This window comes from Micromonospora sp. WMMD712, assembly GCF_029581295.1.
GTDB lineage: Bacteria > Actinomycetota > Actinomycetes > Mycobacteriales > Micromonosporaceae > Micromonospora > Micromonospora carbonacea.
The window spans coordinates 5,387,490-5,411,268 of sequence record NZ_CP120743.1; the positions used below are offsets into that span (position 1 = coordinate 5,387,490).

General features: G+C 72.6%; 22 protein-coding genes, 1 tRNA gene, 1 pseudogene and 4 riboswitches. Of the genes and pseudogenes, 16 read left to right on the plus strand and 8 right to left on the minus strand.

Annotation, left to right across the window (positions count from 1 at the left end):
• Positions 1-62 precede the first annotated feature (62 nt).
• Positions 63-329, minus strand: coding sequence for a hypothetical protein (locus O7633_RS23460; RefSeq protein WP_178063172.1), 267 nt, complete (start codon positions 327-329; stop codon positions 63-65).
• Between the two features lie 115 nt (positions 330-444).
• Positions 445-659, plus strand: a riboswitch (cobalamin riboswitch).
• A 113-nt stretch (positions 660-772) separates the two neighbouring features.
• Between O7633_RS23460 and metE the strand changes: the two genes are divergently transcribed.
• The 9 genes from metE (at position 773) to O7633_RS23505 (ending at position 12,327) form a co-directional block, all read left to right on the plus strand.
• Positions 773-3,022, plus strand: a complete 2,250-nt coding sequence (gene metE, locus O7633_RS23465) for a 5-methyltetrahydropteroyltriglutamate--homocysteine S-methyltransferase (RefSeq protein WP_278131625.1) — start codon at positions 773-775, stop codon at positions 3,020-3,022.
• 127 nt (positions 3,023-3,149) lie between these two features.
• Positions 3,150-3,284: riboswitch (cobalamin riboswitch) on the plus strand.
• A 98-nt stretch (positions 3,285-3,382) separates the two neighbouring features.
• A complete protein-coding gene (locus O7633_RS23470) occupies positions 3,383-4,426 on the plus strand; it encodes a peptidase (protein WP_229406610.1) in 1,044 nt (347 codons plus the stop codon).
• A 51-nt stretch (positions 4,427-4,477) separates the two neighbouring features.
• Positions 4,478-4,957 carry a hypothetical protein gene (locus O7633_RS23475; RefSeq protein WP_278131627.1) on the plus strand — a complete coding sequence of 160 codons (480 nt, stop codon included), beginning with the start codon at positions 4,478-4,480 and terminating at the stop codon, positions 4,955-4,957.
• A gap of 69 nt (positions 4,958-5,026) precedes the next feature.
• Positions 5,027-5,166, plus strand: a riboswitch (cobalamin riboswitch).
• A 134-nt stretch (positions 5,167-5,300) separates the two neighbouring features.
• The gene (locus tag O7633_RS23480; RefSeq protein ID WP_229406612.1) at positions 5,301-6,749 is read left to right on the plus strand and encodes a cell wall anchor protein; all 1,449 of its coding nucleotides are present in this window, start codon (positions 5,301-5,303) and stop codon (positions 6,747-6,749) included.
• A gap of 77 nt (positions 6,750-6,826) precedes the next feature.
• Entirely contained in the window at positions 6,827-7,630 is an 804-nt protein-coding gene (locus O7633_RS23485) for a hypothetical protein (protein WP_229406634.1), read from the plus strand.
• Complete coding sequence (locus O7633_RS23490; RefSeq protein ID WP_229406613.1) at positions 7,623-8,870, plus strand: CbiQ family ECF transporter T component; 1,248 nt, start codon at positions 7,623-7,625, stop codon at positions 8,868-8,870. Before O7633_RS23485 ends, O7633_RS23490 begins: the two co-directional genes overlap by 8 nt.
• Positions 8,867-10,498, plus strand: a complete 1,632-nt coding sequence (locus O7633_RS23495) for an ATP-binding cassette domain-containing protein (protein ID WP_229406614.1) — start codon at positions 8,867-8,869, stop codon at positions 10,496-10,498. The genes O7633_RS23490 and O7633_RS23495 overlap by 4 nt, the downstream gene beginning before the upstream one ends.
• Entirely contained in the window at positions 10,495-11,481 is a 987-nt protein-coding gene (locus O7633_RS23500; RefSeq protein WP_229406615.1) for an ECF transporter S component, read from the plus strand. Before O7633_RS23495 ends, O7633_RS23500 begins: the two co-directional genes overlap by 4 nt.
• Positions 11,480-11,700: riboswitch (cobalamin riboswitch) on the plus strand. It overlaps the preceding gene by 2 nt.
• Positions 11,701-11,814: 114 nt before the next feature.
• Positions 11,815-12,327 (plus strand): acyl-CoA thioesterase, encoded by a 513-nt coding sequence (locus O7633_RS23505; RefSeq protein ID WP_229406616.1) that lies wholly within the window; start codon positions 11,815-11,817, stop codon positions 12,325-12,327.
• Between the two features lie 182 nt (positions 12,328-12,509).
• Here the strand turns inward: O7633_RS23505 and tsaD are convergent, their stop codons facing one another.
• Entirely contained in the window at positions 12,510-13,547 is a 1,038-nt protein-coding gene (gene tsaD, locus O7633_RS23510) for a tRNA (adenosine(37)-N6)-threonylcarbamoyltransferase complex transferase subunit TsaD (protein WP_229406961.1), read from the minus strand.
• A 3-nt stretch (positions 13,548-13,550) separates the two neighbouring features.
• Positions 13,551-14,066, minus strand: a complete 516-nt coding sequence (gene def / locus O7633_RS23515) for a peptide deformylase (RefSeq protein ID WP_308102620.1) — start codon at positions 14,064-14,066, stop codon at positions 13,551-13,553.
• Positions 14,067-14,148: 82 nt separating this feature from the next.
• On the opposite strand from def, the gene alaS reads away from it, so the two are divergent.
• Positions 14,149-16,815, plus strand: coding sequence for an alanine--tRNA ligase (alaS, locus tag O7633_RS23520; RefSeq protein WP_229406959.1), 2,667 nt, complete (start codon positions 14,149-14,151; stop codon positions 16,813-16,815).
• On the opposite strand, the gene O7633_RS23525 is transcribed toward alaS, so the two are convergent.
• Positions 16,816-17,454: a CGNR zinc finger domain-containing protein gene (locus O7633_RS23525; protein ID WP_229406958.1), complete on the minus strand. Its 639-nt coding sequence runs from the start codon at positions 17,452-17,454 to the stop codon at positions 16,816-16,818.
• Entirely contained in the window at positions 17,433-17,885 is a 453-nt protein-coding gene (locus tag O7633_RS23530; protein WP_229406957.1) for a transcriptional repressor, read from the minus strand. The genes O7633_RS23525 and O7633_RS23530 overlap by 22 nt, the downstream gene beginning before the upstream one ends.
• 87 nt (positions 17,886-17,972) lie before the next feature.
• On the opposite strand from O7633_RS23530, the gene O7633_RS23535 reads away from it, so the two are divergent.
• The 5 genes and pseudogenes from O7633_RS23535 (at position 17,973) to O7633_RS23555 (ending at position 19,996) form a co-directional block, all read left to right on the plus strand.
• A complete protein-coding gene (locus tag O7633_RS23535; RefSeq protein WP_229406956.1) occupies positions 17,973-18,587 on the plus strand; it encodes a superoxide dismutase in 615 nt (204 codons plus the stop codon).
• 4 nt (positions 18,588-18,591) lie between these two features.
• Positions 18,592-18,858 (plus strand): superoxide dismutase, encoded by a 267-nt coding sequence (locus O7633_RS23540; protein ID WP_229406955.1) that lies wholly within the window; start codon positions 18,592-18,594, stop codon positions 18,856-18,858.
• 430 nt (positions 18,859-19,288) lie between these two features.
• Positions 19,289-19,483, plus strand: a complete 195-nt coding sequence (locus O7633_RS23545; protein ID WP_229406954.1) for a hypothetical protein — start codon at positions 19,289-19,291, stop codon at positions 19,481-19,483.
• Between the two features lie 12 nt (positions 19,484-19,495).
• A pseudogene (locus tag O7633_RS23550) lies at positions 19,496-19,615 on the plus strand (hypothetical protein); the annotation flags it as partial.
• A gap of 60 nt (positions 19,616-19,675) precedes the next feature.
• Positions 19,676-19,996 (plus strand): hypothetical protein, encoded by a 321-nt coding sequence (locus O7633_RS23555; RefSeq protein ID WP_229406953.1) that lies wholly within the window; start codon positions 19,676-19,678, stop codon positions 19,994-19,996.
• Positions 19,997-20,746: 750 nt separating this feature from the next.
• On the opposite strand, the gene O7633_RS23560 is transcribed toward O7633_RS23555, so the two are convergent.
• Positions 20,747-21,418 carry a hypothetical protein gene (locus tag O7633_RS23560; protein WP_229406952.1) on the minus strand — a complete coding sequence of 224 codons (672 nt, stop codon included), beginning with the start codon at positions 21,416-21,418 and terminating at the stop codon, positions 20,747-20,749.
• Between the two features lie 481 nt (positions 21,419-21,899).
• On the opposite strand from O7633_RS23560, the gene O7633_RS23565 reads away from it, so the two are divergent.
• Positions 21,900-21,972: transfer RNA gene (locus tag O7633_RS23565), tRNA-Arg, on the plus strand.
• 225 nt (positions 21,973-22,197) lie between these two features.
• On the opposite strand, the gene O7633_RS23570 is transcribed toward O7633_RS23565, so the two are convergent.
• Entirely contained in the window at positions 22,198-23,577 is a 1,380-nt protein-coding gene (locus tag O7633_RS23570; protein WP_282323943.1) for a site-specific integrase, read from the minus strand.
• Positions 23,574-23,759 carry a helix-turn-helix domain-containing protein gene (locus O7633_RS23575; protein WP_282323944.1) on the minus strand — a complete coding sequence of 62 codons (186 nt, stop codon included), beginning with the start codon at positions 23,757-23,759 and terminating at the stop codon, positions 23,574-23,576. Before O7633_RS23575 ends, O7633_RS23570 begins: the two co-directional genes overlap by 4 nt.
• Positions 23,760-23,779 lie beyond the last annotated feature (20 nt).

Genomic DNA, 23,779 nt, shown 5'->3' on the forward strand with positions numbered 1-23,779 from the left:
CCGCGTGGGCACTCAAGGCAGGGGAGTCGACCACGACCGCGAGCGGCTGAGGGGTGACTCCGTCACGCCTCTCGACCCCTGACAGCTGGCCGGGCCGTATCCGAGCCGGCCAGTACCCGGGTGAGACGCTCACACATGCTGTCGGTGGAGTCGCCTTCGGCGACGATCGCCTCGATCCGCGCCAGCCGGGCCCGGGCCTGACGCACCTCGTGCTCCAGCCGGGTGGCGCGGGCAGCCGTCGCGCCTACCTGCCGTCGGCAGGCGTCGAGGCGTTCGAAGTCCTCCGGGCGAATCGCCACCCATTCGCTGCCGTCCACGAGCACGGCCACCCTGTCGATCCTACTGCCCATTCGTCACCTTCCCGTCGGACAGCTCGAGGCTGCTGCCGCGATGTCTCTGTGTCTCGAAGGGGGACGCGCCAACGCCGATCGCTTCTGGACACCTAGGATAGACAGCAGTGCTGGTTCGCTGTGACGCTCAAGCGTCGCGGCGTCGTAAGAGGGAACCCGGTGCGAGACCGGGACTGCCCCGCAGCGGTGAGTGGGAACGACCGCCGTCATCAAGCACTGGACCGCGAGGTCTGGGAAGCGACGGCCATTAGGCGACCGGACAGGTCATGCCCACGAGTCCGAAGACCTGCCCGCACCGCGTACGCCGGCCGGCGTGCGCCGCTGACGGTCTCTCGGGAAGGCCGGGGCGGAAGCCGGTGCGCCCCTGCGCCTCTTCCCTCCCGCCCTCGCGTGAGTCCTCGGACGCTTCGAGGGAAGGACCCATGAGCACCACATTCGGTCAGAGCACCGTGCTCGGTTATCCACGTATCGGTGGTAACCGTGAACTGAAGAAGGCCGTGGAGGCCTACTGGGCGGGCCGCATCGACGCCGCGGAGTTGGAGAGCACCTCGGTCGCGCTGCGCGCCGGGGTCTGGCGGACGCTGCGCGACGCCCGCCTGGACGCGATCCCGTCGAACACGTTCTCCTACTACGATCACGTCCTCGACACGGCGGTGGCCGTCGGCGCGGTCCCACGACGCTTCGCCCGACTCGGCCTGTCAGGGCTCGACACCTACTTCGCCATGGCCCGCGGCGTCGACGCCGAACCGGCGCTGGAACTGACGAAGTGGTTCGACACGAACTATCACTACCTGGTCCCGGAGATCGGACCCGACACCGTCTTCGCCGCGAACCCCGACAAGGCGTTGCGTGAGTACGGAGAAGCCCGCGCACTGGGTATCGAGAGCCGACCGGTGCTGGTCGGGCCCGCCACGTTCCTGCTGCTGGCCAAGACCTCCACACCAGGCGTCGAGTCATTCGATCGGATGGCCGAACTCGTCGACGTGTACGCCGACGTTCTCCGTGCCCTCGCCGCCGCCGGTGTCACGTGGGTTCAGCTGGACGAACCCGCCTACGTGGCCGACCGCACCACGGCCGAGATCGAGGCGCTACACGATGCCTACATGCGGTTGTGCTCCGTGCGGCAGCGGCCGAGGATCTTCGTCGCCACCTACTTCGGGGAACTCGGTGACGCGCTGCCCGCGCTGCTGGACACGCCGGTCGAGGCGCTCGGCCTGGACCTCGTTGCCGGGCCCGGCAACCTGCGACGTCTCGCCGGAGCCGGCCCACTGCACGGCAAGACGATCGTCGCCGGGCTCGTCGACGGTCGCAACGTCTGGCGCACCGACCTTCGGGCGGCGATAACGACCGGTGCCGCGGTCACCGGGCTCGCCGACCACGTCGCCGTGTCCACCTCCTGCTCCCTGCTGCACACGCCGGTGGACCTCGCCGCCGAGACCACGCTCGATCCGCAGCTGCGACGGCGGTTGGCCTTCGCCCGGCAGAAGGTCGACGAGGTCGTCCTGCTCGGCCGCGCCCTGCGCGACGGCACGACGCCGCTGCCTGAACCGCTACCACCCGCCCCGAAAGCGTGGCGCGACGACACCGTGCGGGGCAGGCTCGCCGCGCTGCGCCCAGGCGACAGGCAACGGGGCGACCACCGGCGGCGGGCGGCGGTCCAGCAGGCCCGGTTGCACCTGCCGCCGCTGCCCACCACGACCATCGGCTCGTTCCCGCAGACCGCCGAGCTGCGTGCGGCCCGCGCCGCACACCGGTCCGGCCGGCTCGACGACTCCGGCTACGTCCAGCGGATGCGCGCCGAGGTCGAGCATGTCATCCGGCTCCAGGAGCGGCTGGGCCTCGACGTACTCGTGCACGGCGAGCCGGAGCGCAACGACATGGTCCAATACTTCGGTGAGCAGTTGACCGGTTTCGCCACGACCGAGCACGGCTGGGTGCAGTCGTACGGCTCCCGCTGCGTCCGCCCGCCGGTCATCTACGGCGATGTGGCCCGCAGGGCTCCCATGACGGTCGCCTGGTCCTCCTACGCGCAATCGCTGACCGACCGGCCGGTCAAGGGCATGCTCACCGGACCGGTGACGATCCTCGCCTGGTCGTTCGTGCGCGACGACCAGCCGATCAACGTCACCGCCGACCAGATCGCCCTCGCCCTGCGTGACGAGTGCCGCGACCTTCAGGCGGCCGGCATCCGGGTGATTCAGGTCGACGAGCCGGCCCTGCGGGAAACCCTGCCCCTGCGCGCGGCGGACCAGGATGCCTACCTGGACTGGGCGGTAGGCGCGTTCCGCCTGGCCACCAGCGGTGTCGCCGACGACATCCAGATCCACACCCATCTGTGCTACTCCGAGTTCGGTGAGATCATCGCCGCCATCGACGCCCTCGACGCCGACGTCACCAGCATCGAGGCGTCCCGCTCGAGGATGGAGGTCCTCGGCGACCTAGCCGCGGCCGGCTACCACCGCGGAGTCGGGCCAGGCGTGTGGGACATTCACTCGCCCCGGGTCCCGCCACGTGACGAGGTCGTCGAGGCGCTTCGCCGGGCCTTGGCGGTGGTGCCGGCCGAGCGGCTGTGGGTCAACCCCGACTGCGGCCTGAAGACCCGCAGCTATCCCGAGGTCGAGGCGTCTCTGGCGCACCTCGCCGCCGCCGCCGTCGAGCTTCGCGGCAGGTGAGCGCAGGCCGGGCGGGACGCCGACACCGTCCCGCCCGGCACGGCCGAGCGACCGTGTCACCCTGTCGCGATGGTCACCGTGTGTTGATGTCGGGCAACGCATTGACACGTGCTGCCCCGCCCGGCCAGACTGACGCGACAACTTCATCAGCGTGCGCGTAGGGGGAAGTCCGGTCGAAGTCCGGCGCTGGCCCGCAACGGTAGGCCATCGGGGTGTGCTCCGATGACAAGCCCGAATACCCGACGTGCCCGCGATTTCGCTCCCCCACCCGTCGTGGCCCACGGGTCGGAGTCCCGGTCGACCCCGTGCCACGGTGGTCGTTCGGGTTCTGACGACCGCCGGGCCGGAAAGGCGCTTCCGATGGTCGTTCGCCTGAGCCGGCACCGCCTGCTCGCGCTGTTCTGCGGTGTGCTCGCCGCCCTCACAGTCACCACGCCCGCGCTCGCCGCTCCCGCGCCCGCCGGCCCGACCCGGGCGGAGGCCGCCGCCGGGTGGCTGGCCCGGCAACTAATCGACGGGGAACGCTTCGAGGTGGTCTACGACGGGGTCGCCTACCCGGACCAGGGGCTCACCCTCGACGCGGTGTTCGCCTTCGCCGCTGCCGGCGTCGCCGACGACTCCGGCACGCGGGCGCTGGCCTGGGTCAGCCGGCCGGACGTCCGCGACGCCTACGTGGGCGACGGCACGACCGAGGCGTACGTCGGCGCCACCGCCAAACTCGCCCTCGCCGTCGCGGTGCGCGGCGGTGACCCGACGGATGTGGGCGGGGTGGACCTGGTCGCCCGCCTGCGCTCGCTCCAGTCGCCGACCGGCCGGTTCACCGACCGGTCGGCGTTCGGCGACTACAGCAACGCCTTCAGTCAGTCCTTCGCGATCCTCGCGCTGGACCGGACCGCACAGGGCGTGCCGGCAGCGGCCGCGTCCTGGCTGGCCGGCACCCGCTGCGCCGACGGTGGCTACCCGCTGCTGCCCGCCCAGCCGGTCTGCACCTCCGACGTGGACGCCACCGCGCTCGCGGTGCAGGCGTTGCGGGCGGCCGGCCGCAGGGCCGACGCCGCCCCGGGGCTGCGCTGGCTGCTCTCGGTGCAGGGCGCGAACGGCGGGTTCGCCAACGTAGGGGGAACACCGAACGCGAACAGCACCGGGCTCGCCGCGCAGGCGCTGCGCGATGGTCACCGGCCGCTGGCCTGGGCGCGGGCCCGCACGTTCCTCGCCGGACTCCAGGTCGACTGCGCCGGCGCGTCAGCCGACCGGGGGGCGGTCGACTTCGACGGCGGCGCCTTCGACCCGGCCACCGCCGCCCGCGCCACCGCGCAGGCCGTCCTCGGTCTGACCGGCGCTGGGTACGCCCACCTGTCCGCCGCCGGCGCGACGACCGGCGCACCGACCCCCGACTGCCCGTGAGCCGTTCCGTCGCTCGCCTGATTCTCATTCGTCTGCTCTCGGGGAGGACCCATGTTTCGAATCGTCATTCGTAGGCGGCTTGCCGGACTGTTGGCCGCCGCCGTCGCCGCCGTCGCGCTGACCGCCGTCGAGCCTGCGCCGCAGGCCGCGCACGCCGCCGCGTGTACCGGCACGTCGGGGGTCACCGTGGTGGTCGACTTCGCCGCCCTCGGCGGCGGGGTCCAGGTGGCCTGCGCCCTCGGCGACCCGGCGACTGGGCTGGCCGCCCTCCAGGGCGCGGGCTTCACCGTGACCGGAACCTCGCGCTGGGGACTGGCGTTCGTGTGCCGGATCAACGGCAAGCCCACCGCCGCGACCGAGCCGTGCGTCAACACTCCACCCGTCACCGCGTACTGGTCGTACTGGCACGCGCCGAGCGGCGGCGCCTGGTCCTACAGCACGTCCGGCGCGACCAGCTACAACCCCGCGCCGGGCAGCGTCGAGGGCTGGTCCTTCGGCGCGGGCGCCCCACCGAGCATCGCCGCTCCCTGACCCGTCGACCGACGTGCCGGGTGCCGGCCACCGCTCTGGCGTCACTCGACGTGCGGGCGGTACCGTGTCGGCACCCGGTTCACGCCGGGCACACAACTGCATACGTCCCGTGTGGGGGAAAGTCGGTTGAAGCCGGCGCTGACCCGCAACCGTGAGCGAGGCATCGACCCCGCGAGCCGGAATGCCTCGCCCGGGACGAGCGGCTTCCACTGTCGAGGTCTACAGGGTGAAGTCCGGGCCGCCGAGGTCCGTCCACCCCGCGCAACGCGTCGTCATGCGAGCGGGTGCCGACTCCTCGGCTGCGTTCCGGCGCCTTCACCGACCGCTCTGCGAAAGGCACCCCATGTCCCTGTCCCGGCACCGGCGGATCGGCACCGGTCTCGCCGCCAGCACAGCGGCGACCCTCGCCGCGATCGCCGCCCTGCCCCTGACCGTGGTTGCCGCACCGGCACCGGCCGACGCCGCCGCGGCACGCGAGGCAGCGTCCTGGTTGGCCGGTGAGGTCGCCGACGGGGCACTTCCCGGGCCGTTCGGGAGCCCTGACTGGGGCCTGACCATCGACGGAATCATCGCGTTGTCCGCGACCGGGGTGGCCGTGCCGACCCGGCAGGCGGCGACCGCGCAGGTCGCGGCGCACGTGCGCTCCTACAACAGCTACGACGACTGGGGCATCGAGGGCTTCACCGACGGCGGGGCCACCGCGAAGCTGCTCTACGCGGCCGCCGCCGCCGGAGCTGATCCCACCGACTTCGGCGGTTTCGACCTGCGGGCCGAGGCCCTGTCGCTGGTCGCCGGGGCGGACGCCGGGCATCAGCGGGGGCGGATCACCAGCCGCACCACCGCCGACAGCGGTCCGGACGCCAGCAACACCTTCGACCAGTCCTTCACGGTGCTGGGCCTGGCCCGCAGCGGCGACGTCCCGCAGGACACCGTCGACTTCCTCGTCCGGCAGCAGTGCGCGGCCGGTGGCTTCCGGCTCTACCCCGACACGGGGGACGGCCCGTCGCCGTCGTGCGACGAGCAGGCCGGCGCCACCCTCGACGTCGACTCGACCGCGATGGCCGTGCAGGCGCTGCTGGCCGCCGCAGACGAAGGGGCCACGGGTGCCGCGGCCGCGGCGGATCGGGGCGTGGACTGGTTGGTCGCCCAGCAGCATTCCGACGGGTCGTTCGGCGGCTCGGGGCCGACGACCGGCGCGAACTCCAACAGCACCGGCCTGGCCGGGCAGGCGCTCGCCGCCTCCGGACGCCATGCCGAGGCCGCCCGCGCAGCGGGCGCGCTCCGCGTGCTCCAGCTGACCACGTCGCACGGCGGCGCAGCCGCCGACGCGGGAGCCATCGCCTACAACGCCGAAGGCCTGGCCGCCGCTGTCGGGTCCGGGATCGACGACGTCTCCCGGGACCAGTGGCGTCGGGCCACCGCGCAGGCACTGCTCGGTCTCGCCCAGGTGCCGCTCGGCCGCATCGGCCTCGACCTTCCGCCGTCGTCGCCCGGGCCGACTCCAACGGGCACGGCCTCACCGACCGGAACGGCGTCCCCCACACCCACCGGGTCGCCGACGCCGACCGCACCGGCCAGCCCGACCCCGAGTGCGTCCGCCAGCACCACGGCACCGGCCCCGTCACCCACCGTGTCGGCGACCGCCGCCCCGACTGCCGCGCCGACCGCCCCGGGGGGTGCGGGTGGCCTACCGACGACCGGCGCGGCGATCACCACGTACGTGCTGATCGCGCTCCTGATGGTCGGTGGTGGGTCGCTGCTGCTGCTCCTCAGCCGACGGAGGGCGACGTGATCGTCCGGATCGTCCGCGCCGGGCTGGCCGTCGTCCTGGCCGCCGTCGGCGTGGTGGGCGAACCGGGCAGCCCGGCGATGGCCGCCGGTGCGGCCGGCTACTGCCCGGACGCCTCCGGCGTCACCGTGGTGGTCGACTTCAACGAACTCGGCGGCGGAACGGTGGTGCGGTGCGCCCGGGGCGAGCAGCCGACCGGCCTGACGGCGCTGAAGAGCGCCGGTTTCCAGGTCACCGGCACGCTGCGCTGGGGCGAGGGGTTCGTCTGCCGGATCGAGGGCAAACCGTCGGCGGCGGCCGAGAAGTGCGTCGACACGCCTCCGGCCAGCGCCTACTGGTCGTACTGGCACGCGGCCGACGGTGGCAGTTGGACGTACAGCGACAAGGGTGTGCTCAACCGCAAGCCGCCGGCCGGCACCTTCGAGGGCTGGTCGTTCTCCCTCAACCGCACCGCCAACGACGCGCCCCGTCCCGGCATCGCACCGAAACGACCGTCGCCACCACCACCGCCCACCACCGGTGGCGCACCGGTCACGCCACCGGCAGGCGGCGGGCCGGTCGCGCCTTCGTCGGCGGCCGGCGGTGGCCCCGGTTCGGCAGCGCCGACGACACGCGCGTCCGGGTCTGCGGCGCCCTCCGCTAGGACACCGGTCAGTGGATCGCCGGAGACACCTGGCGCGCCGGCCACCGCGCCGCCGACCGGCGGGTCCGGCGGCCCATCGCCGAGCGACTCCGAGGAACCGGTGCTGACCGGTGTCGCCGCACCCCGTGGCGACGGTGGCGTCCCGCTGGGCACGGCGGCGGGGGTGTTGCTGCTGGCGGCACTCGCCGCCGGTGGCGTGATCGCCGCCAGGCGGCGGCGGACCGCCGACCAGGATGACTGACCGGGCCAGACGCCACCCGGGCGCGACCGCCCGGACCGGCCGGGCGGCGTCGTGGTGGCCGTCGGCGCCGCTGCCCCGAGGGCTGCACCCGGGCGCGTGGTGGCTCTGGGCGCTGGGCTTGGCCACGGCGGCCAGTCACACCACCAATCCGTTGCCGCTGGCACTGCTGATCGCCGTCGCCGCGCTGGTGGTCGTCCGGCGGCGCGGCGACGCGCCCTGGGCGCTGGCGTTCCGGATGTACCTGGTGCTCGGCGCGGTGATCGTGGTGATGCGGGTGGTGTTTCGCATCGTGTTCGGCGGCGGGCAGGGCGACCACGTGCTGATCCGGTTGCCGGAGGTCCCGCTGCCAGCCTGGGCGGCCGGCATCCGGTTGTTCGGGCCCGTCGCCGTCGAGCAGGTCCTCGGCGGGTTCTACGACGGGCTGCGGCTGGCCGCGATGCTGATCTGCCTCGGCGCGGCGAACGCGCTGGCCAACCCGAAACGGCTACTCAAGGCGGTGCCCGGCGCGTTGTACGCGGTCGGCACGGCCGTCGTGGTCGCGTTGTCGGTCGCCCCGCAGCTGGTGGAGAGCGTGCTACGGGTCCGCCGGGCACGACGGTTGCGTGGCGCGTCCGGGCGCGGGATGCGGGCGTTGCAGGGCATCGCCCTGCCGGTGCTGGCCGACGCGCTGGACCGGTCCCTGGCCCTCGCGGCGGCGATGGACTCCCGGGGCTACGGCCGGACCGCGGCCGTGCCCCCGGGCCAGCGCGCCACCACCGGCGCGCTGGTGCTCGGCGGGCTGATCGGCGTGTGTGCCGGCACGTACGGGCTGCTCGACACCGGGGCCGGCTACCTCGGCCTGCCACTGCTCCTCGGTGGCCTGGCCACCGCCGTGGCCGGGATGCTGCTGGCCGGCCGCAGGGTCCGCCGCAGCCGCTACCGGCCGGATCGCTGGCACCCGGCCGAGCTGCTCGTCGCCGGCTGCGGCGTGGCCGCCGCCGCGCTGACCACGCTGGCCGGCGCGGTCGCCCCGGAGCTGCTCTACCCTCCGGTCAGCCCGCTCACCTGGCCCCAGCTGACGCCGTTGATGCTGCTCGCCGTCGCGGTCGCGGCGGCCCCCGCCTGGCTGGCGCCGCCACCGCCCGCGGCGCGGGTCGCCCGCCCACCGGCGGCGGTCCCGGCGCTCCCCGCCCCAGGCCCGCGGGTGGACACGGCACGCCCCGCCACCACGTCGTCGCCGGTGACGGAAGGCCCCTTATGATCATTTTTGACCGGGTCACCGTCCGCTACGTCGAGGGCGGGTCGCCGCCGCTGCGGGACGTGACGCTCCGGGTCGAGGAGGGCGAGCTCTGCCTGGTCGCCGGCCGGACCGGCGCCGGCAAGTCGACCCTGTTGCGGGCGATCAACGGACTGGTGCCGCACTTCACCGGCGGCACCCTGCACGGCACCGTCACCGTGGACGGCCGGGACACCCGCCGGCACCCGCCACGCGACCTCGCCGACGTCGTCGGCGTGGTCGGTCAGGACCCCATGGCCGGGTTCGTCACCGACACCGTCGAGGAGGAACTGGCGTACGGGATGGAGCAGTTGGCCCTGCCACCGACGGTCATGCGCAAGCGGGTGGAGGAGACCCTCGACCTGCTCGGCATCGCGGACCTGCGCGACCGGCCGCTGCGGACGCTTTCCGGCGGCCAGCAGCAGCGGGTCGCCATCGGCGCGGTGCTCACGGCCCATCCCCGGGTGCTGGTGCTCGACGAGCCCACCTCCGCGTTGGACCCCACCGCCGCGGAGGACGTGCTCGCCACCGTCACCCGGCTGGTACACGACCTCGGCGTGACCGTGGTGTTGGCCGAGCACCGGCTGGAGCGGGTGGTGCAGTACGCCGACCGGCTGCTCTACCTGCCCGGCGACGGGAGCGTGATCGACGGGACACCGGCAACGGTGCTGGCGCACATCGACATCGCGCCGCCGCTGATCGAGCTGGGTCGCCTCGCCGGCTGGACACCCCTGCCGCTGTCGGTGCGCGACGCTCGTCGGCAGGCGTCCGGCCTGCGGCGTCGGCTCGCTGACGTGGACCCGCCGCCGCCCGAGACGATGACGGAGAGGGCGGCGGCGCTGACCGCGCGGAAGATCGTCGTACGGTATCCGGGCACGGTCGCGGTGGCCGGCGTCGACGTCGACCTGCGTTCCGGCGAGGTCGTCGCGTTGATGGGCCGCAATGGGTCCGGCAAGTCGAGTCTGCTGTGGGCGGTGCAGGGTAGCGGCCCCCGCCACGGCGGCACCGTCGACGTGGCCGGACCGCAGGGGACCGTCGACCCGAAGAGGCTGCCGGCGGGCCGGGCCCGCCGGCACGTCGGCCTTGTCCCGCAGAACTCCGGCGATCTGCTCTACCTGGAGACCGTGGACGCCGAATGCGCCCAGGCCGACCGGGAGACCGCGGCGCCGACCGGCACCTGCCGGGCGCTGCTGGACCAGCTCACCCCCGGCCTGCCCGCCGACCGGCATCCCCGTGACCTGTCCGAGGGGCAGCGGCTGGCCCTCGCGCTCGCCGTCCAGCTCACCGCCGCTCCGCCGGTGGTGCTGCTCGACGAGCCGACCCGTGGCCTGGACTACCACGCCAAGCGGCAGTTCACCGAGGTCGTCCGCGCGTTGGCCGCCGCCGGCCGCGCCGTGGTGGTCGCCACCCACGATGTCGAACTCGTCGCGGCCCTCGCCGATCGGGTGATCGTCATGGCCGAGGGGGACATCGTCTCCGACGGCAGCACGGCGGAGGTCATGCTCGCGTCACCGGCGTTCGCCCCGCAGGTGGCCAAGGTCCTCGCCCCCGCGCCGTGGCTCACTGTGGAACAGGTCGCCACCGCGTTGACCCAGACCCAGGCACCGGCGTGACCGTGTTGCGGGTCGCCCCGCGTACCGCCGTGGTGCTGGCCCTGGCCTCGGCCGCCGCCCTGGCGACCTTCACCTGGCCGTTCTTCGTCCCCGCGCAGCCGGAATCCACCGCCCGCACCGGCGAGGCACCGGTGGTCTTCTTCCTGATGCTGCCGGTGCTCGTGGCGCTCGTGCTGGCCGAACTCACCTCCGGTGGCATGGACAGCAAAGCCCTGGCGATGCTCGGTGTGCTCGCCGCCGTCAACGCCGCGCTGCGCCCCCTGGGCGCGGGCACCGCCGGCATCGAGACCGTGTTCTTCCTCCTCGTCCTAGCCGGCCGGGTCTTCGGCCCCGGATTCGGTTTCCTGCTCGGTTCGACGTCCCTGTTCGCCTCCGCCCTGCTCACCGCCGGTGTCGGACCGTGGCTGCCGTTCCAGATGCTGTGCGCGTCCTGGATCGGCCTGGGCGCCGGCCTGCTTCCGGCGAGGCTGCGCGGACGGGCCGAGACCGCCGTCCTGGCGGCCTACGGCGCGCTCGCCGCCTACGGCTACGGCCTGCTGATGAACCTGTGGTTCTGGCCGTTCAGCGTCGGAGCGGACACCCAACTGTCCTACGTCGCGGGCGCGCCGGTGCTGGAGAACCTGCACCGCCTCGCCCTGTTCACCGCAGTCACCTCCACCTTCGGCTGGGACACCGGCCGCGCGATCACCACCGCGGTGGCGATCGTCCTGGCCGGCCCGGCGGTGCTCGCCGCGCTGCGCCGCGCCGCGCGCCGAGCCGCGTTCGACGCTCCGGTCACCTTCGTCGCAGCCGAACCGCAGCCGCCGGACCCGGTCGCCGACAGCGCCGAGGTCGCAGGCCCGGCCGGCACCGACGTGACCGATCCCGCCGCCGGGCCGGCCTCTGCGTCACCCGCCAGGCCACCCGGATCCATCGGCAAGGGCGATGGGGGAGGTAGGTCACATCCAGGTCCGAGCCGGCCGTCAGCTGACCAAGAACGCTAGGCTGGTTACCGGCGCTGGTTCGCCCAGGCGTTGTCACGCTCGGGCGTCGTAAGAGGGAACCCGGTGGGAATCCGGGACTGCCCCGCAGCGGTGAGTGGGAACGACCGCCGTCACCGGCACTGGGCCCGTAGGGCCCGGGAAGCGACGGCCAGTAGGAGACACCGGCGTACCCGGTCATGCCCGCGAGTCCGAAGACCTGCCCGCGCTGCGCACACAAGAGGTGTGTGCGCAGCCGTCGACCTCGCGGGCGGGTCGGGCGGGTGACGCGCTGCGGCGGGTCCTCGACGTGCGTGCCGGCTGGTCGACGGCATGCTTCCCGAGGACGGATGAACCATGCACGAGAGCGCCATTCTCGCCGGCCGGCCCCCGTCGGCGTCGCATCTGACCCTGTCACAGATCATGGACCAGCATCACACCAACCTGATGGGCACCGTCCACGGCGGCCGGATTCTCAACCTCATCGACTCCGTCGCCGGAGTGGTGGCCGCTCGGCATTCCGACGGGCCCGCAGTCACCGCCGCCATCGACGAGACCGCCTTCCTGCGCGCCGTGCGGGTCGGCGACGTCGTCCACGTCGACGCCCGGATCACCTGGGCCGGCCGCAGCTCGATGGAGGTCGCCGTCAAGGTCAGCGCGGATCGGTGGGATCGGGCGGTGCCGCCGGTCGACGTGGCCACCGCGCATCTGGTCATGGTCGCCGTCGACGACGACGGGCAACCACGGCCGGTGCCGCCGCTGCTGGCCGAGACCGACGGCGACCGGCGACGCTACCGTGAGGCGCAGATCCGCCGCGAGCACCGTCTCGCCTTGCGTCGGGCGCTACTCGACGGTGCCGAGGACGGCTGAGACCTGTCGCATTGTCGCCGCGACGCCCGCCGATCACCTCGCCACCACCGCTCAGGATCGTTGTTGCGTTGGTCGTCATCGGCGTGGATTGCGGTTGTGCGACTGCTCCTCTGAAGGAGTCTTCGTTCGTTCTGTAGCCTGGTGAGCGGTGTCTCGCGTGTCCGGAGGGCCCGTGTGGACAGTCAGCGCAGGTCCTTGCCGATGGTGGCATGAGTCAGCCGGGCGCTGGGGTCGGCGCCCAGGGTCAGCGGTGACGGGGGGATGCCGGCGCGCACGAGAAGACCGCCGATGGCGGCGATCATGGCGCCGTTGTCGGTGCAGAGTCGCGGCGCGGGGACGCGCAGGGTGATACCGACGGCAGCGCAGCGCTGTTCGGCGAGGGCGCGTACGCGACTGTTGGCGGCGACGCCGCCGACGAGCAGAAGCGTGTCGACGTGGTGGTCGCGGCACGCGGCGACGGCCTTGCGGGTAAGTATGTCGGCGACGGCTTCCTGGAACGACGCGGCGATGTCGGCCACAGGTAGCGGCCCGCAGTGGCGTTCGGTCCAGCGGGCGACGGCGGTCTTCAGGCCGGAGAACGAGAATCGGTACGGCGGGTCCTGCGGTCCGGTCATCGGGCGCGGAAAGGCGATTGCCGTGGGGTCACCTTCGCGGGCGGCCCGGTCGATGGCGGGGCCACCGGGGTAGGGCAGGCCGAGCAGGCGGGCGACCTTGTCGAAGGCTTCGCCGGCGGCGTCGTCGGCGGTGTCGCCGAGGTGGATGACGGGGTCGCGGGCGAGGTCACCGAGGATCAGGAGCGAGGTGTGCCCGCCGGAGACGATGAGGGCGATGCTGCGCTGGGGGAGGGGGCCGTGGTCGAGGATGTCGACGGCGGCGTGGCCGGCGAGGTGGTGCACGCCGTAGAGGGGGACGCCGAGGGTGAGGGCGTAGGCCTTGCCGGCGGCGAGGCCCACCTGAACGGCGGTGGCGAGGCCGGGGCCGGCGGTGGCGGCGACGGCGTCGATGTCGGCGAAGCCGATTCCGGCCTGCTGCAGGGCGTGTTCGACCATGGGGGTGATGGCGTGCAGGTGGGCGCGGGCGGCGATCTCGGGGACGACGCCGCCGAAGCGGGCGTGTTCGTCCATGCTGGTGGCGAGGGCGTCGCCGAGCAGGACGCCGTCGGCGACGATGCCGACGCCGGTCTCGTCGCAGGACGTTTCGATGCCGAGGACGACCGGCATGTTTCAGTTCTGTCCGGTGCCGACGCCGACGCCGGGGTGTTCGGCGGCGGCGGCGAGCAGTTGTTTGCGGAGCTTGGCGGGTAGCCGGTCGACGTAGGCGAGGCCGTCGAGGTGGTCGACCTCGTGTTGCAGGCAGCGGGCGAGGGTGCCGGTGCCGTCGATGCGCACGGGCCGGCCGTGCAGGTCGACGCCGGTGACGGTGGCGGTGGCCGGGCGGGTGACCTCGGCGTACTGGCCGGGCACGGACAGGCAGCCCTCGCTGTCGGTGACGAGATTCCGCTGGTCGGGTAGCTGCAGGACCGGGTTGATCACGTGGGCGATCGTGTGGGCGCCGGTGGCGTCGGGGCAGTCGAGGACGAAGATCCGGGCGTCGACGCCGATCTGGTTGGCGGCGAGGCCGACGCCGTGCGCCGTGTACATGCTGGCGAACATGTCCGCCACGAGGTGGGCGAGAGCGTCGTCGAAGACGGTCACCTCGGCGCAGCGGTGGTGCAGCACCGGGGTGCCGTAGCGGGTGATGGGTCGTGGGCTGCCGGTCGGTGTCTGCACAGTCGCCCATACTATGCAATTGCCAAAGACTTGCAGTAAGGGGTGGGGCGGTATGCGGACGGCGGAGATCAAGTGGCGGTTCCTCGCCCACTTCGAGGCGAACGGTCACGTCGTGGTGCCGTCGGCTCCGCTGCCCGCCATCAGCGACCCGAACCTGCTGTTCGTCAACGCGGGCATGGTGCAGTTCGTGCCCTACTTCCTGGGGCAGCAGACCCCGCCGTACGCGCGGGCGACGAGTGTGCAGAAGTGCATCCGTACGCCGGACATCGACGAGGTCGGCAAGACCAGCCGGCACGGCACGTTCTTCCAGATGAACGGAAACTTCTCCTTCGGTGACTACCTCAAGTCCGGGGCGATCCCGCTGGCCTGGGACCTGGCCACCAAGTCGGTGGAGGCGGGCGGCTTCGGGCTGGACCCGGAGCGGATCTGGGCCACCGTCTACCTGGACGACGACGAGGCGTACGACATCTGGCGGGCCACCGGCGTGCCGGCCGAGCGGATCGTGCGTCGGGGCAAGGCCGACAACTTCTGGTCGATGGGCATCCCCGGCCCGTGCGGCCCCTGCTCGGAGCTGTACTACGACCGCGGCCCGGCCTACGGCCGCGAGGGCGGCCCGGAGGTCGACGAGGACCGCTACCTGGAGTTCTGGAACCTCGTCTTCATGCAGTCCGAGCGCGGCCCGGGCACCGGTAAGGAGGACTTCCCGATCCTCGGTGACCTGCCGGCGAAGAACATCGACACCGGCATGGGCCTGGAGCGGATGGCCTCGCTGCTGCAGGGCGTGGACAACCTCTACGAGATCGACGAGGTCAAGCCGATCCTCGACAGGGCCGCCGAGCTGACCGGCAAGCGCTACGGCGTGCACTCCGGTCACGCGGCCAACGAGTCGCACCCGGACGACGTGCGGCTGCGGGTCGTCGCCGACCACGTGCGCACTGCGCTGATGCTCATCGGCGACGGCGTGACCCCGTCGAACGAGGGCCGCGGCTACGTCCTGCGGCGGATCATGCGCCGGGCGATCCGGGCGGTGCGGCTGCTCGGCTACGCCGACCGGGCGCTGCCGGAGCTGCTGCCGGTGGCCCGCGACTGCATGGCGCCGTCGTACCCGGAGCTGGCCGAGGACTTCGGCCGCATCTCGCAGTACGCGTACGCCGAGGAGGACGCGTTCCTGGCCACGCTGCGCGCCGGCACCACGATCCTGGACACCGCCATCGCCGAGACGAAGTCGGCCGGCAAGGCGGCGCTGCCCGGTGACAAGGCGTTCCAGCTGCACGACACGTACGGCTTCCCGATCGACCTGACCCTGGAGATCGCCGCCGAGCAGGGCCTGCAGGTCGACGCGGACGGCTTCCGCCGGCTGATGGCCGACCAGCGCAGCCGGGCCAAGGCCGACGCGCAAGCCCGCAAGACCGGGCACACCGACGTGTCGGCGTACCGACGGATCGTCGACACGACGGGCCTGACGGACTGGCGTGCCTACACCGACCTGACGACCGAATCGACGATCGTGGCGATCCTGACCGACGGCGAACCGGTGCCCGCCGCGACCGAGGGGCAGATCGTCACCGTGGTCCTCGACGTCACCCCGTTCTACGCCGAGTCCGGCGGGCAGGCCGCCGACGCCGGGCACCTCACCGGCACCGACGGCGCGGGCGAGGTGATCGACGTGCAGCGCCCCGTCAAGGGCCTCGTCGCCCACCAGGTCCGCGTCACCGCCGGACACCTGACGGTCGGCGCCCGCCTCACCGCGAACGTCGACGCGAGCTGGCGCCTCGGCGCCCGACAGGCCCACTCCGGCACCCACGTGCTGCACGCCGCGCTGCGGCAGGTCCTCGGCCCGACCGCGTTGCAGTCCGGCTCCTACAACCGGCCCGGCTACCTGCGGCTGGACTTCGCCTGGCCCGGCGGCCTATCCCCGGCCACCCGCAGCGAGATCGAAGACGTCGCCAACCAGGCGCTGCGTGACGACCTCCCGGTCACCGCGCAGGTCATGCCGCTGACCCGGGCCCGGGAACTCGGCGCCCTGGCCCTGTTCGGGGAGACCTACGACGAGCAGGTCCGGGTCGTCGAGATCGGCGGGGCCTGGTCCCGGGAACTGTGCGGCGGCACCCACGTAACCCACTCCAGCCAGATCGGCCTGCTCGCGCTGACCGGCGAGTCGTCCGTCGGCGCCGGTCACCGCCGCGTCGAGGCCGTTGTCGGCCTCGACGGGCTGCGCTACCTCGCCCGGGAACGCGACCTCGTCACCCAACTCGCCGCGCGGCTGCAGGCCCCGCGCGAGGACCTACCCGAACGCATCGTCGCGCTCCTCGGCCGCGCCAAGGCCGCCGAGCGCCGCGCCGACCAACTCGCCCGGGAGCTCACCGCGCAGCGGGCCCGCCGCCTCGCCGCCGAGGCGCCGGCCGTCGGTGTCACCCGCTATGTCGGGGTCGTCGCCGACGGCGAGGAGGACCCCCGGCAACTCGCCGAACTGGTGCGGGCCGCGCTACCGCAGGACCGGCCGGGCGTGGTCGCCGTCGCCGCACCGGCCGAGCGCGGCACCCGCCTGGTCGTCGCCACCACGGCGACGACGTCGGACGCGTTCGGCGCCGTACACCTGGTGAGGTCCGCGCTCGGCGGACGTGGCGGCGGCACCGCCCGCCTCGCGCAGGGCGGCGCCCCGGGTCTTACCGCCGATGCCGCGCTGGCCACCGTCGCCGGCCTGGTCCGGGCCGGCTGATCAGCGGGTGACCGTCCGTCGCCGGCTGCGGTGTGCCCGCACGTGGGCGCGGGTGGCGCAGCGCGGGGAGCAGAACCGGCGGCGGCGGTTGGTGGTCCCGTCCAGGAACACGGTGCCGCAACCGGGTTCCGCGCAGGTCTTGAACCGGTCGATGCCCTGTTCGCACAGGAACACCGCGAGTGCCCACACCGCTGCGGCCACGTGCTCGGCCGCCGGTGTGGCGCCGGGCGCGGCGACGTGCAGGTGGCGGTCCGCCGGGCCGGTGCCGGCGATGACGGGCCGTAGCCGGTGCCGGGCCAGGAGCCGGTTGAGCACGTGCACCGCCTCGCGGTCACGGCGTGCGCCGGCGTGGGCGAAGACCTCGCGGAGCTGCCGGCCCGCCTGGTGCAGCAGCGGCAGATCAGCCGGCGTCGCGACCTCGCGCGGGCGCGGCCACCCGACCGTGACGGCTGCCTTCGCGGGGGTGTTCCCCGGCGGCGCGTTGGCCAGCTGCACCGCCAGCGCCACCAACTCGGGGCTGTCGGTGAAGGCCTGCGGGCGCCGCGCCGCCGCACGGGGGACCGGCTCCGGCTCCGCGTTCGGATCGGCCGCCGGTCGGGTACGCGCGGCCGGCGCGCTCAGGTGGTCGTGGCGCGGCACGCCGGGCACCGCCCGTACACGACGACCCCGCCGCTGCCGCCGTCCATCTCGACGCCGACCTCCCGGGCCGCCGCGACACTGGCCGCCACCGCCGGCACCGGCAGCTGACGCATGCCGCCGCAGCCCTCGCACACCGCGTGATGGTGCGGGTGGTCGGCCAACCCGAACGTGGCCGCCCCACCCACCGGCACGGCATGCGCCACGCCGAGGTCGACCAACTGCCCCAGGACGCGGTGCACCGTCGACAGCTCCACCGCCAGCCCTCGGCCGGTGAGCCGCCGGTGCACCTCGCCGGCGTTGAGGTGTCGCCGCTCGACCGCGGCGTCGCCGAGCGCGTCCAGCACCGCACGCCGGGCCAGGGTCGTGCGCAGGCCGGCGCGGCGCAGCCGCTCCAGCGCCGCGTCCACCCGATCGGCCCGCGATGTGATCAATCTCTGGCTCCTCCCACCACCCGCCGTCTTGTTGCAAGATACTGGCAACAACGAAACTGCGGCAGCATCACCGAAAGAGGGATCCTGATGGCGGTCTACACCCTGCCCGACCTGACCTACGACTACGGCGCGCTGGAGCCGGCGATGTCGGGGCAGATCCTCGAGCTGCACCACGACAAGCACCACGCCGCGTACGTCAAGGGCGCCAACGACGGCCTGGAGCAGCTTGCCGAGGCCCGCGACAAGGGCGACTTCAGCAAGCTCGTCGGCCTGGAGAAGACGTACGCGTTCAACCTGTCCGGGCACGTCCTGCACACCATCTTCTGGAACAACCTGTCCCCGGACGGCGGCGACCGACCGGACGGCGAACTGGCCGCCGCCATCGACGAGCACTTCGGCTCCTTCGACGCCTTCGCCGGCCAGCTGTCCGCCGCCACCAAGAGCGTGCAGGGCTCCGGCTGGGGCGTGCTGGCGTGGGAGCCGCTGTCGAAGCGGCTGATCGTGGAACAGGTCTACGACCACCATGGCAACGTCGGCCAGGGCACCACCCCGCTGCTGGTCTTTGACGCCTGGGAGCACGCCTACTACCTGCAGTACAAGAACGTCCGCCCCGACTACGTCGACCGGCTGTGGAACCTCGTCAACTGGTCCGACGTGATCGCCCGCTTCGACGCCGCCCGCGCCACGAGCCCGAAGATCTGACCGGGTGAGCGCAGCCACTCCCGCCGCTGCGGAGCTGCTCCAACGCGCCGCCGGGGTCATCGCCGCCAAACACCGCGGTGACCCCGCCGGCGCCGAGGAACTGCTCGCCGCGTTCCCCAGCGAGCAGGCCCGCACCCTTGGCTTCTACCTGCTCGCCGACCTCGCGCTGGGCCTGGTCCGGGCCCAGAGCGGCCAGAGCATGGACGAACTGGTCCGTGAGCTGTCCCTGCTCGTGGCCACGACGGCGGGGAGTCCCCCGGTCACCCCGTGACCGTACCCCCGCACCCCACCGAGACAGCCTTGTTGCAAACACTTGGCAATTGCCGAAGTATGGTCACAGGTAGTGCCCGCGAGTGGGCGTACCTCGCAGGCGGTCCCCCCGGCACGCGATGATCCGTAACACCGCCGGGGGTGACCACCGCCCACATGCCTCCGGCGCGTCGGTCGGCGTACCAGTCGAGGTGTTCGACGCCACGCCCTGTCCGACCCGCCCAACGGGGAACTGACCCGCGCTGGGGCCGCCACGACCAACGCTGGCGGCCCAGAGGCGGTCTGCTTGGCTCGCCCCGGATGGGTGCCGGACCTGGCCGAGCTGTTTGGGTGGCCCGGGCCACGGTTCACCGGGCGGTGGGAAGGCGCGGCGTCGAAGTCGGCCTGAAGGGCTTGCATCCTGTACCTGGGTACAGGCTTACCGTCGTGGCATGACCACGAACGACGATGTAACCGGTCCGTCATGGGTGCCCGAGGCATGCACCCTGCCCACCGCGCAGCGGCCGCCGCGGCTGGCCGAGTTCGATGACCTGTTCGCCACCGCGCTTGTCGGGCAGCAGCGGCCGGCGCCGACGCGGCTGCGGTGCAGCTCGCCCCCGGCAGCCGAGGCCACCGCACGGACCTGACCGGGCGGGAGGGCGTGTGCTGCTGGCATGGTCGTAGACAAGTTCCGTCCGGACCGGTGGGACGTCATCGGTGCGCTGATCTGCCTGGCCGGCGTCGCGGTCATCATGTACGCGCCCCGCCCGACCGGCTGACGCCGATCCTCCGGCGGGGCCGCCGCGTACCCGAAGCCTCGCGGCGGCGCATGATGGTACGTGGACGTGCAACTGCTGGTAGTCGCCGACTGTCCGAACGAAGGGCCCGCCGCCGTGCTGCTACGCCGGGCGCTCGACGACGTCGGCTTGTCCACGGTGCGGTTCACCACCCGCATCGTCAGCGACCAGGCCGAGGCCGAGCAGCTCGGCTTCACCGGCTCGTCCAGCGTCTTCACCGACGGGCGCGATTCGTTTGCGCAGCCCGGCCAGCGCCCGGCGCTGGCGTGCCGGCTGTACCGCGACGCCGCGGCGACCTCCGGCGTGCCACCGCTCGCCGGGCTGCGACAGACGCTCAAGCAGGCCGCTGACCGACAGCCCTGAGCCGGCGCCCTCGCCTCCCTCGATCGCCGTCGCCCTGATCATCGGCACCATCGAACTGATCGGCGTCCTCGCCGGCCAGGCCAACATCACCTCCGGTCCGCCGGCGGCGATCGCCGACATCCCCTCGACTACGCCGGCTACGGCATCACGGGCCTGTTCGTCGTCGCCTGGCTCGTCGCCATCGCGGTCTGGCGCGCGCCCGGATCGGGGAACGCTGGTCGGCCAACCTGGCCCCCACGGCCACAGAGTGACGGTGCACCTGACACGCGCGGCCACCGCCCCAGACCAGAGCCCCATATCGTGGTCGCCTTGCCGGCCCCGGTGATACCACGCGAAGCCGTACTGATCGGTCGCCGCGAGCCCGGTACGCGTGGAATCAGGCCCGGTCGCGAAACGGCGGCCGGCGACCAGCCGGCCTGGGCACCATGCCGTACGCCCGCCCTGCGCTCGGTGATGCCCTGATGCTGCGCAGGTCCCGCACATCGTGTTCTCCTTCCGGGGCGCCCCGGTCTTCTTCAAGCACCTGAGGGCTGGAGCGTGTCGGTGATGTACTCAGGCACGTCGGCGGGAGTAGAAGGCAGCATCACAGTGGGGCCTCTCACGGAGCGGAGTCGGTGGTCGCCACCGAGCGTGCCGAGCGGCTCGGCCCTGGGAGCCGTCCTACCGTCGTTCGGTCCGCCTGATGGCAACCGCAACGAACGACGCTCGACTCTGCGACGCGAACAAGTCGCCGGGCTGGCGGGCCATCGCTTACTCAGGTGGTACAGCGGTGGGTGCCATCGGTTCGACGTGGTGGCTGTCCCACACCCACTGGTCGTCGCCGTGGTCGGCCAGGGTGCTGCACCGGTAACGCAGCAGGTCCACGTCCGTGCACGGGTCCGGACCGCCGGGATGCGGAGGCGTCGGGTCCATGGCGGCGTCTGCGTTGTAGACGAGCCGGTCGGCCAGCCGGTAGTCACGGCGGAAGGCGGTGCGCCACTGCGAGTTGCCGCCCCAGCCGTGCGACAGGTCGACCACCTGCCGGTAGCGCCGCCGCCACGCCCAGTACAACGTCGAGGTCGAGGCCAGCGCGGGATCCAGGTGGCGGGCACCGGCGCGGACGCTCACGCCGCCGCGCATGAGTAGCAGCGACCCGACCAGACAGCCCGGCCACCACTGCCCGACCAGCACCGGCGGCGCCTGCGGATCGTCCGCCGGCTCGACCTCGACGATCTCGTGCAGGAACGGATGGAACCCTTCCCCCTCCGGGAACGTGCCGCCGATCGCCGCGACGAACCGCCCGTACGCCGAGGACGCAAGCCAGTCCGCAGGCTCGCCGGGATCGGTAGCCGGCGGCTGGCCGGGCAGGATCAGCAACTCCATCACCCTGCTCAACGCGTACAACGCCCACAGATCCTCACGAGCCAACGCGACGGCGGACATCCTCGCCTCCCCGACCTGCCGCAACGCGGCCAAGACCGACGAGTGGGAAGCAACCCACGGATCGAGGACATCCTGGCCCCACGCGCTGCCGCCGTAATCGAGGGTCGGCACGAACAGGCTGAACCTGACCTCCTGCCACGCACCGTTTGGGAACACCATTGCGGGCTGTCACGACCGCCAGTCTCCCGACCGATGGGCAGAGCGTCGAGCGAGATCCGACCACCTCCGGCCGGCCCGCTGCAGCGGGAGCCCTCTAGATGATCTTCGATGATGTGCGCGACGTGTGCTCGCCAGCGGATGCCAGCCAGGGTCAACCGGTGCCAACACGGGTCACCGCAGCCGATCGTGGTCGCAAACGGGGGGTCGTGTGCTCGAGCTGTGGTCCTGGGCTGGGCAAACGGGGGTCCGGGTGCTGTGGGTGAACGTGGGCCACTCCCTGCCACCCCAGGTGAACCCGCAGGTCGCTAGACTAGGCCCTCGCGCCCCCGTAGCTCAGGGGATAGAGCATCGGTTTCCTAAACCGTGTGTCGCAGGTTCGAATCCTGCCGGGGGCACCTCGAAGATCAGCCAAAACGCCACCTGAGCAGCGGATACGTTCCCGCATCGATCGGTTGGCCTGTGCAGCCGGATGTCACCCGGAGCCGCCGTTTGCAGCCGTCCGTGCAGAATACGTGCAATGGTCTTGACGGCCGGGAAGTGCCAGTTTCCGCAGGTCACAGCCGTGAACGGCAGAGAGGCCGCAGCGTCCGCCACGGCCTCTCCCACGCTACCGGTGATCATCAGCGCAACGCCGCTTCGATCCGCTCGTTCATCCGGCTACGGTCCCCGTCGAGGCACTTGGCGTACACCTTGAGCAGCACGTCCACCGAGTGACCGGCCCGCTGCGCCACCTCGGGTGCAGGCAGCCCGGCGTTGAGCCAGAGCGACACCCCTGCGTGCCGCAGGTCGTACGGGCGACCGGCCAGGGGAGAAGCCACCCGTTCCGGCGGCAGGCTCAACCGCCGCGCTTCCTCCCAGACCCGCGAGTACGTCGAGGACGCCACCACGTTGCCCCGGTCACTGCGGAACAGCCGCCCGTCGACGCCCACCCCGAACCGGTCGACGTGCGCCCGCAGGATCGCCACCAGTTCCGGCGGGATCGGCACCTCCCGCGCCTCCGTCTCGCCCCGGTGCTTCAACCCCCGGTCGTCGTGGACCTCGCCGCTGTCGGTGTACCGCTTCCCCGCCGCCGGACGAGACTTCTCCACCGTCAGCAGCCCCCAGCCCGTTGCCGGAAGATGGCAGTCCCGCTCCCGTAGGCCCAGCGCCTCACTCGGCCGCAGCGCCGCGAAGTACAGGCAGGCGTAGAAGGCGACCAGGCGCTCACCACGCCGGCCGTTCTTCCCCCGCTGGCCGACGTACGTCACCCCGATCAGCAGCTCCCGCGCCTGGCGGATGTTTACCACGACGCGCCGGTCCACCTCGCCGGCCACCTTCCGCCGGCTCGACCGCACCCGCAGCTTGTCGACCGGGTTGAACTCCAACAGCTCCAGCTCTACCGCGTACTGAAGGACGTTGTAGAAGACCGAGCGCCGCCGCCTGGTCGTCGACGCCGCCGCCGGCCGCCCGTCCAACGTCAGCCCGAGCGCGTCCAACGCGGGGCGCACGATCGCAGCTTCCACCAACGCTGACAGCGGCAGCGAGGCCCGGTCCAACCACCGCAGCGCCGCAGCGACATCCGCCGGCCGGTCGAGTTGCCGAGAGGCGGGCGGGAACTCCCACTCCCGCAACGCCCGCCGCAGCACTCGCTGATCAGGACGCCCGGCCACCTCGCCGACCAGCGCGGCCGTCACGGTCGCCAGCGCGTCCGTCGTGCTCTCCCGGGACTTGGCCGCCGCGCCCGGCCACTTCATGTCGACGTAGCGGCGGACGAACCCGAGCCAGCTCACCGATTCCTTCGGCGCCATCATCGACTCTGGCAAACCGGAGTCGCCGTCGAATGCCTCGCCCCGGTTCGCCGCCTGCATCAGGTCAGACCGGAAGTTGTCCGCCAGCGCCCGGGTGGCGAACGTCCGCGACTTCGGCCCCGTCCCCACCACCCACCGAACGGTGTACGACTTCTTGCGACCCGCCAGCGCGTTGACCTGAATGCCTCGGATCCGCACCTCACGCGACTTCACGCCGCCTCCCGGTGCTGTTCCAGCCAGGCCCGTAGGTCCCGCCGCTCGATCCGCAGTTCCCCGTTGGGGAGCTTGATGCACTCCGGAGCAATGCCCAGTTCACGCCAGCGGTAGAAGGTCCGCCGCGACACGCCGTTGAGCAAGGCGAGGACTTCAGGAACGGTCAACAACTCGCTTTCCACGAGGGGTTTCTCCTCCAGAT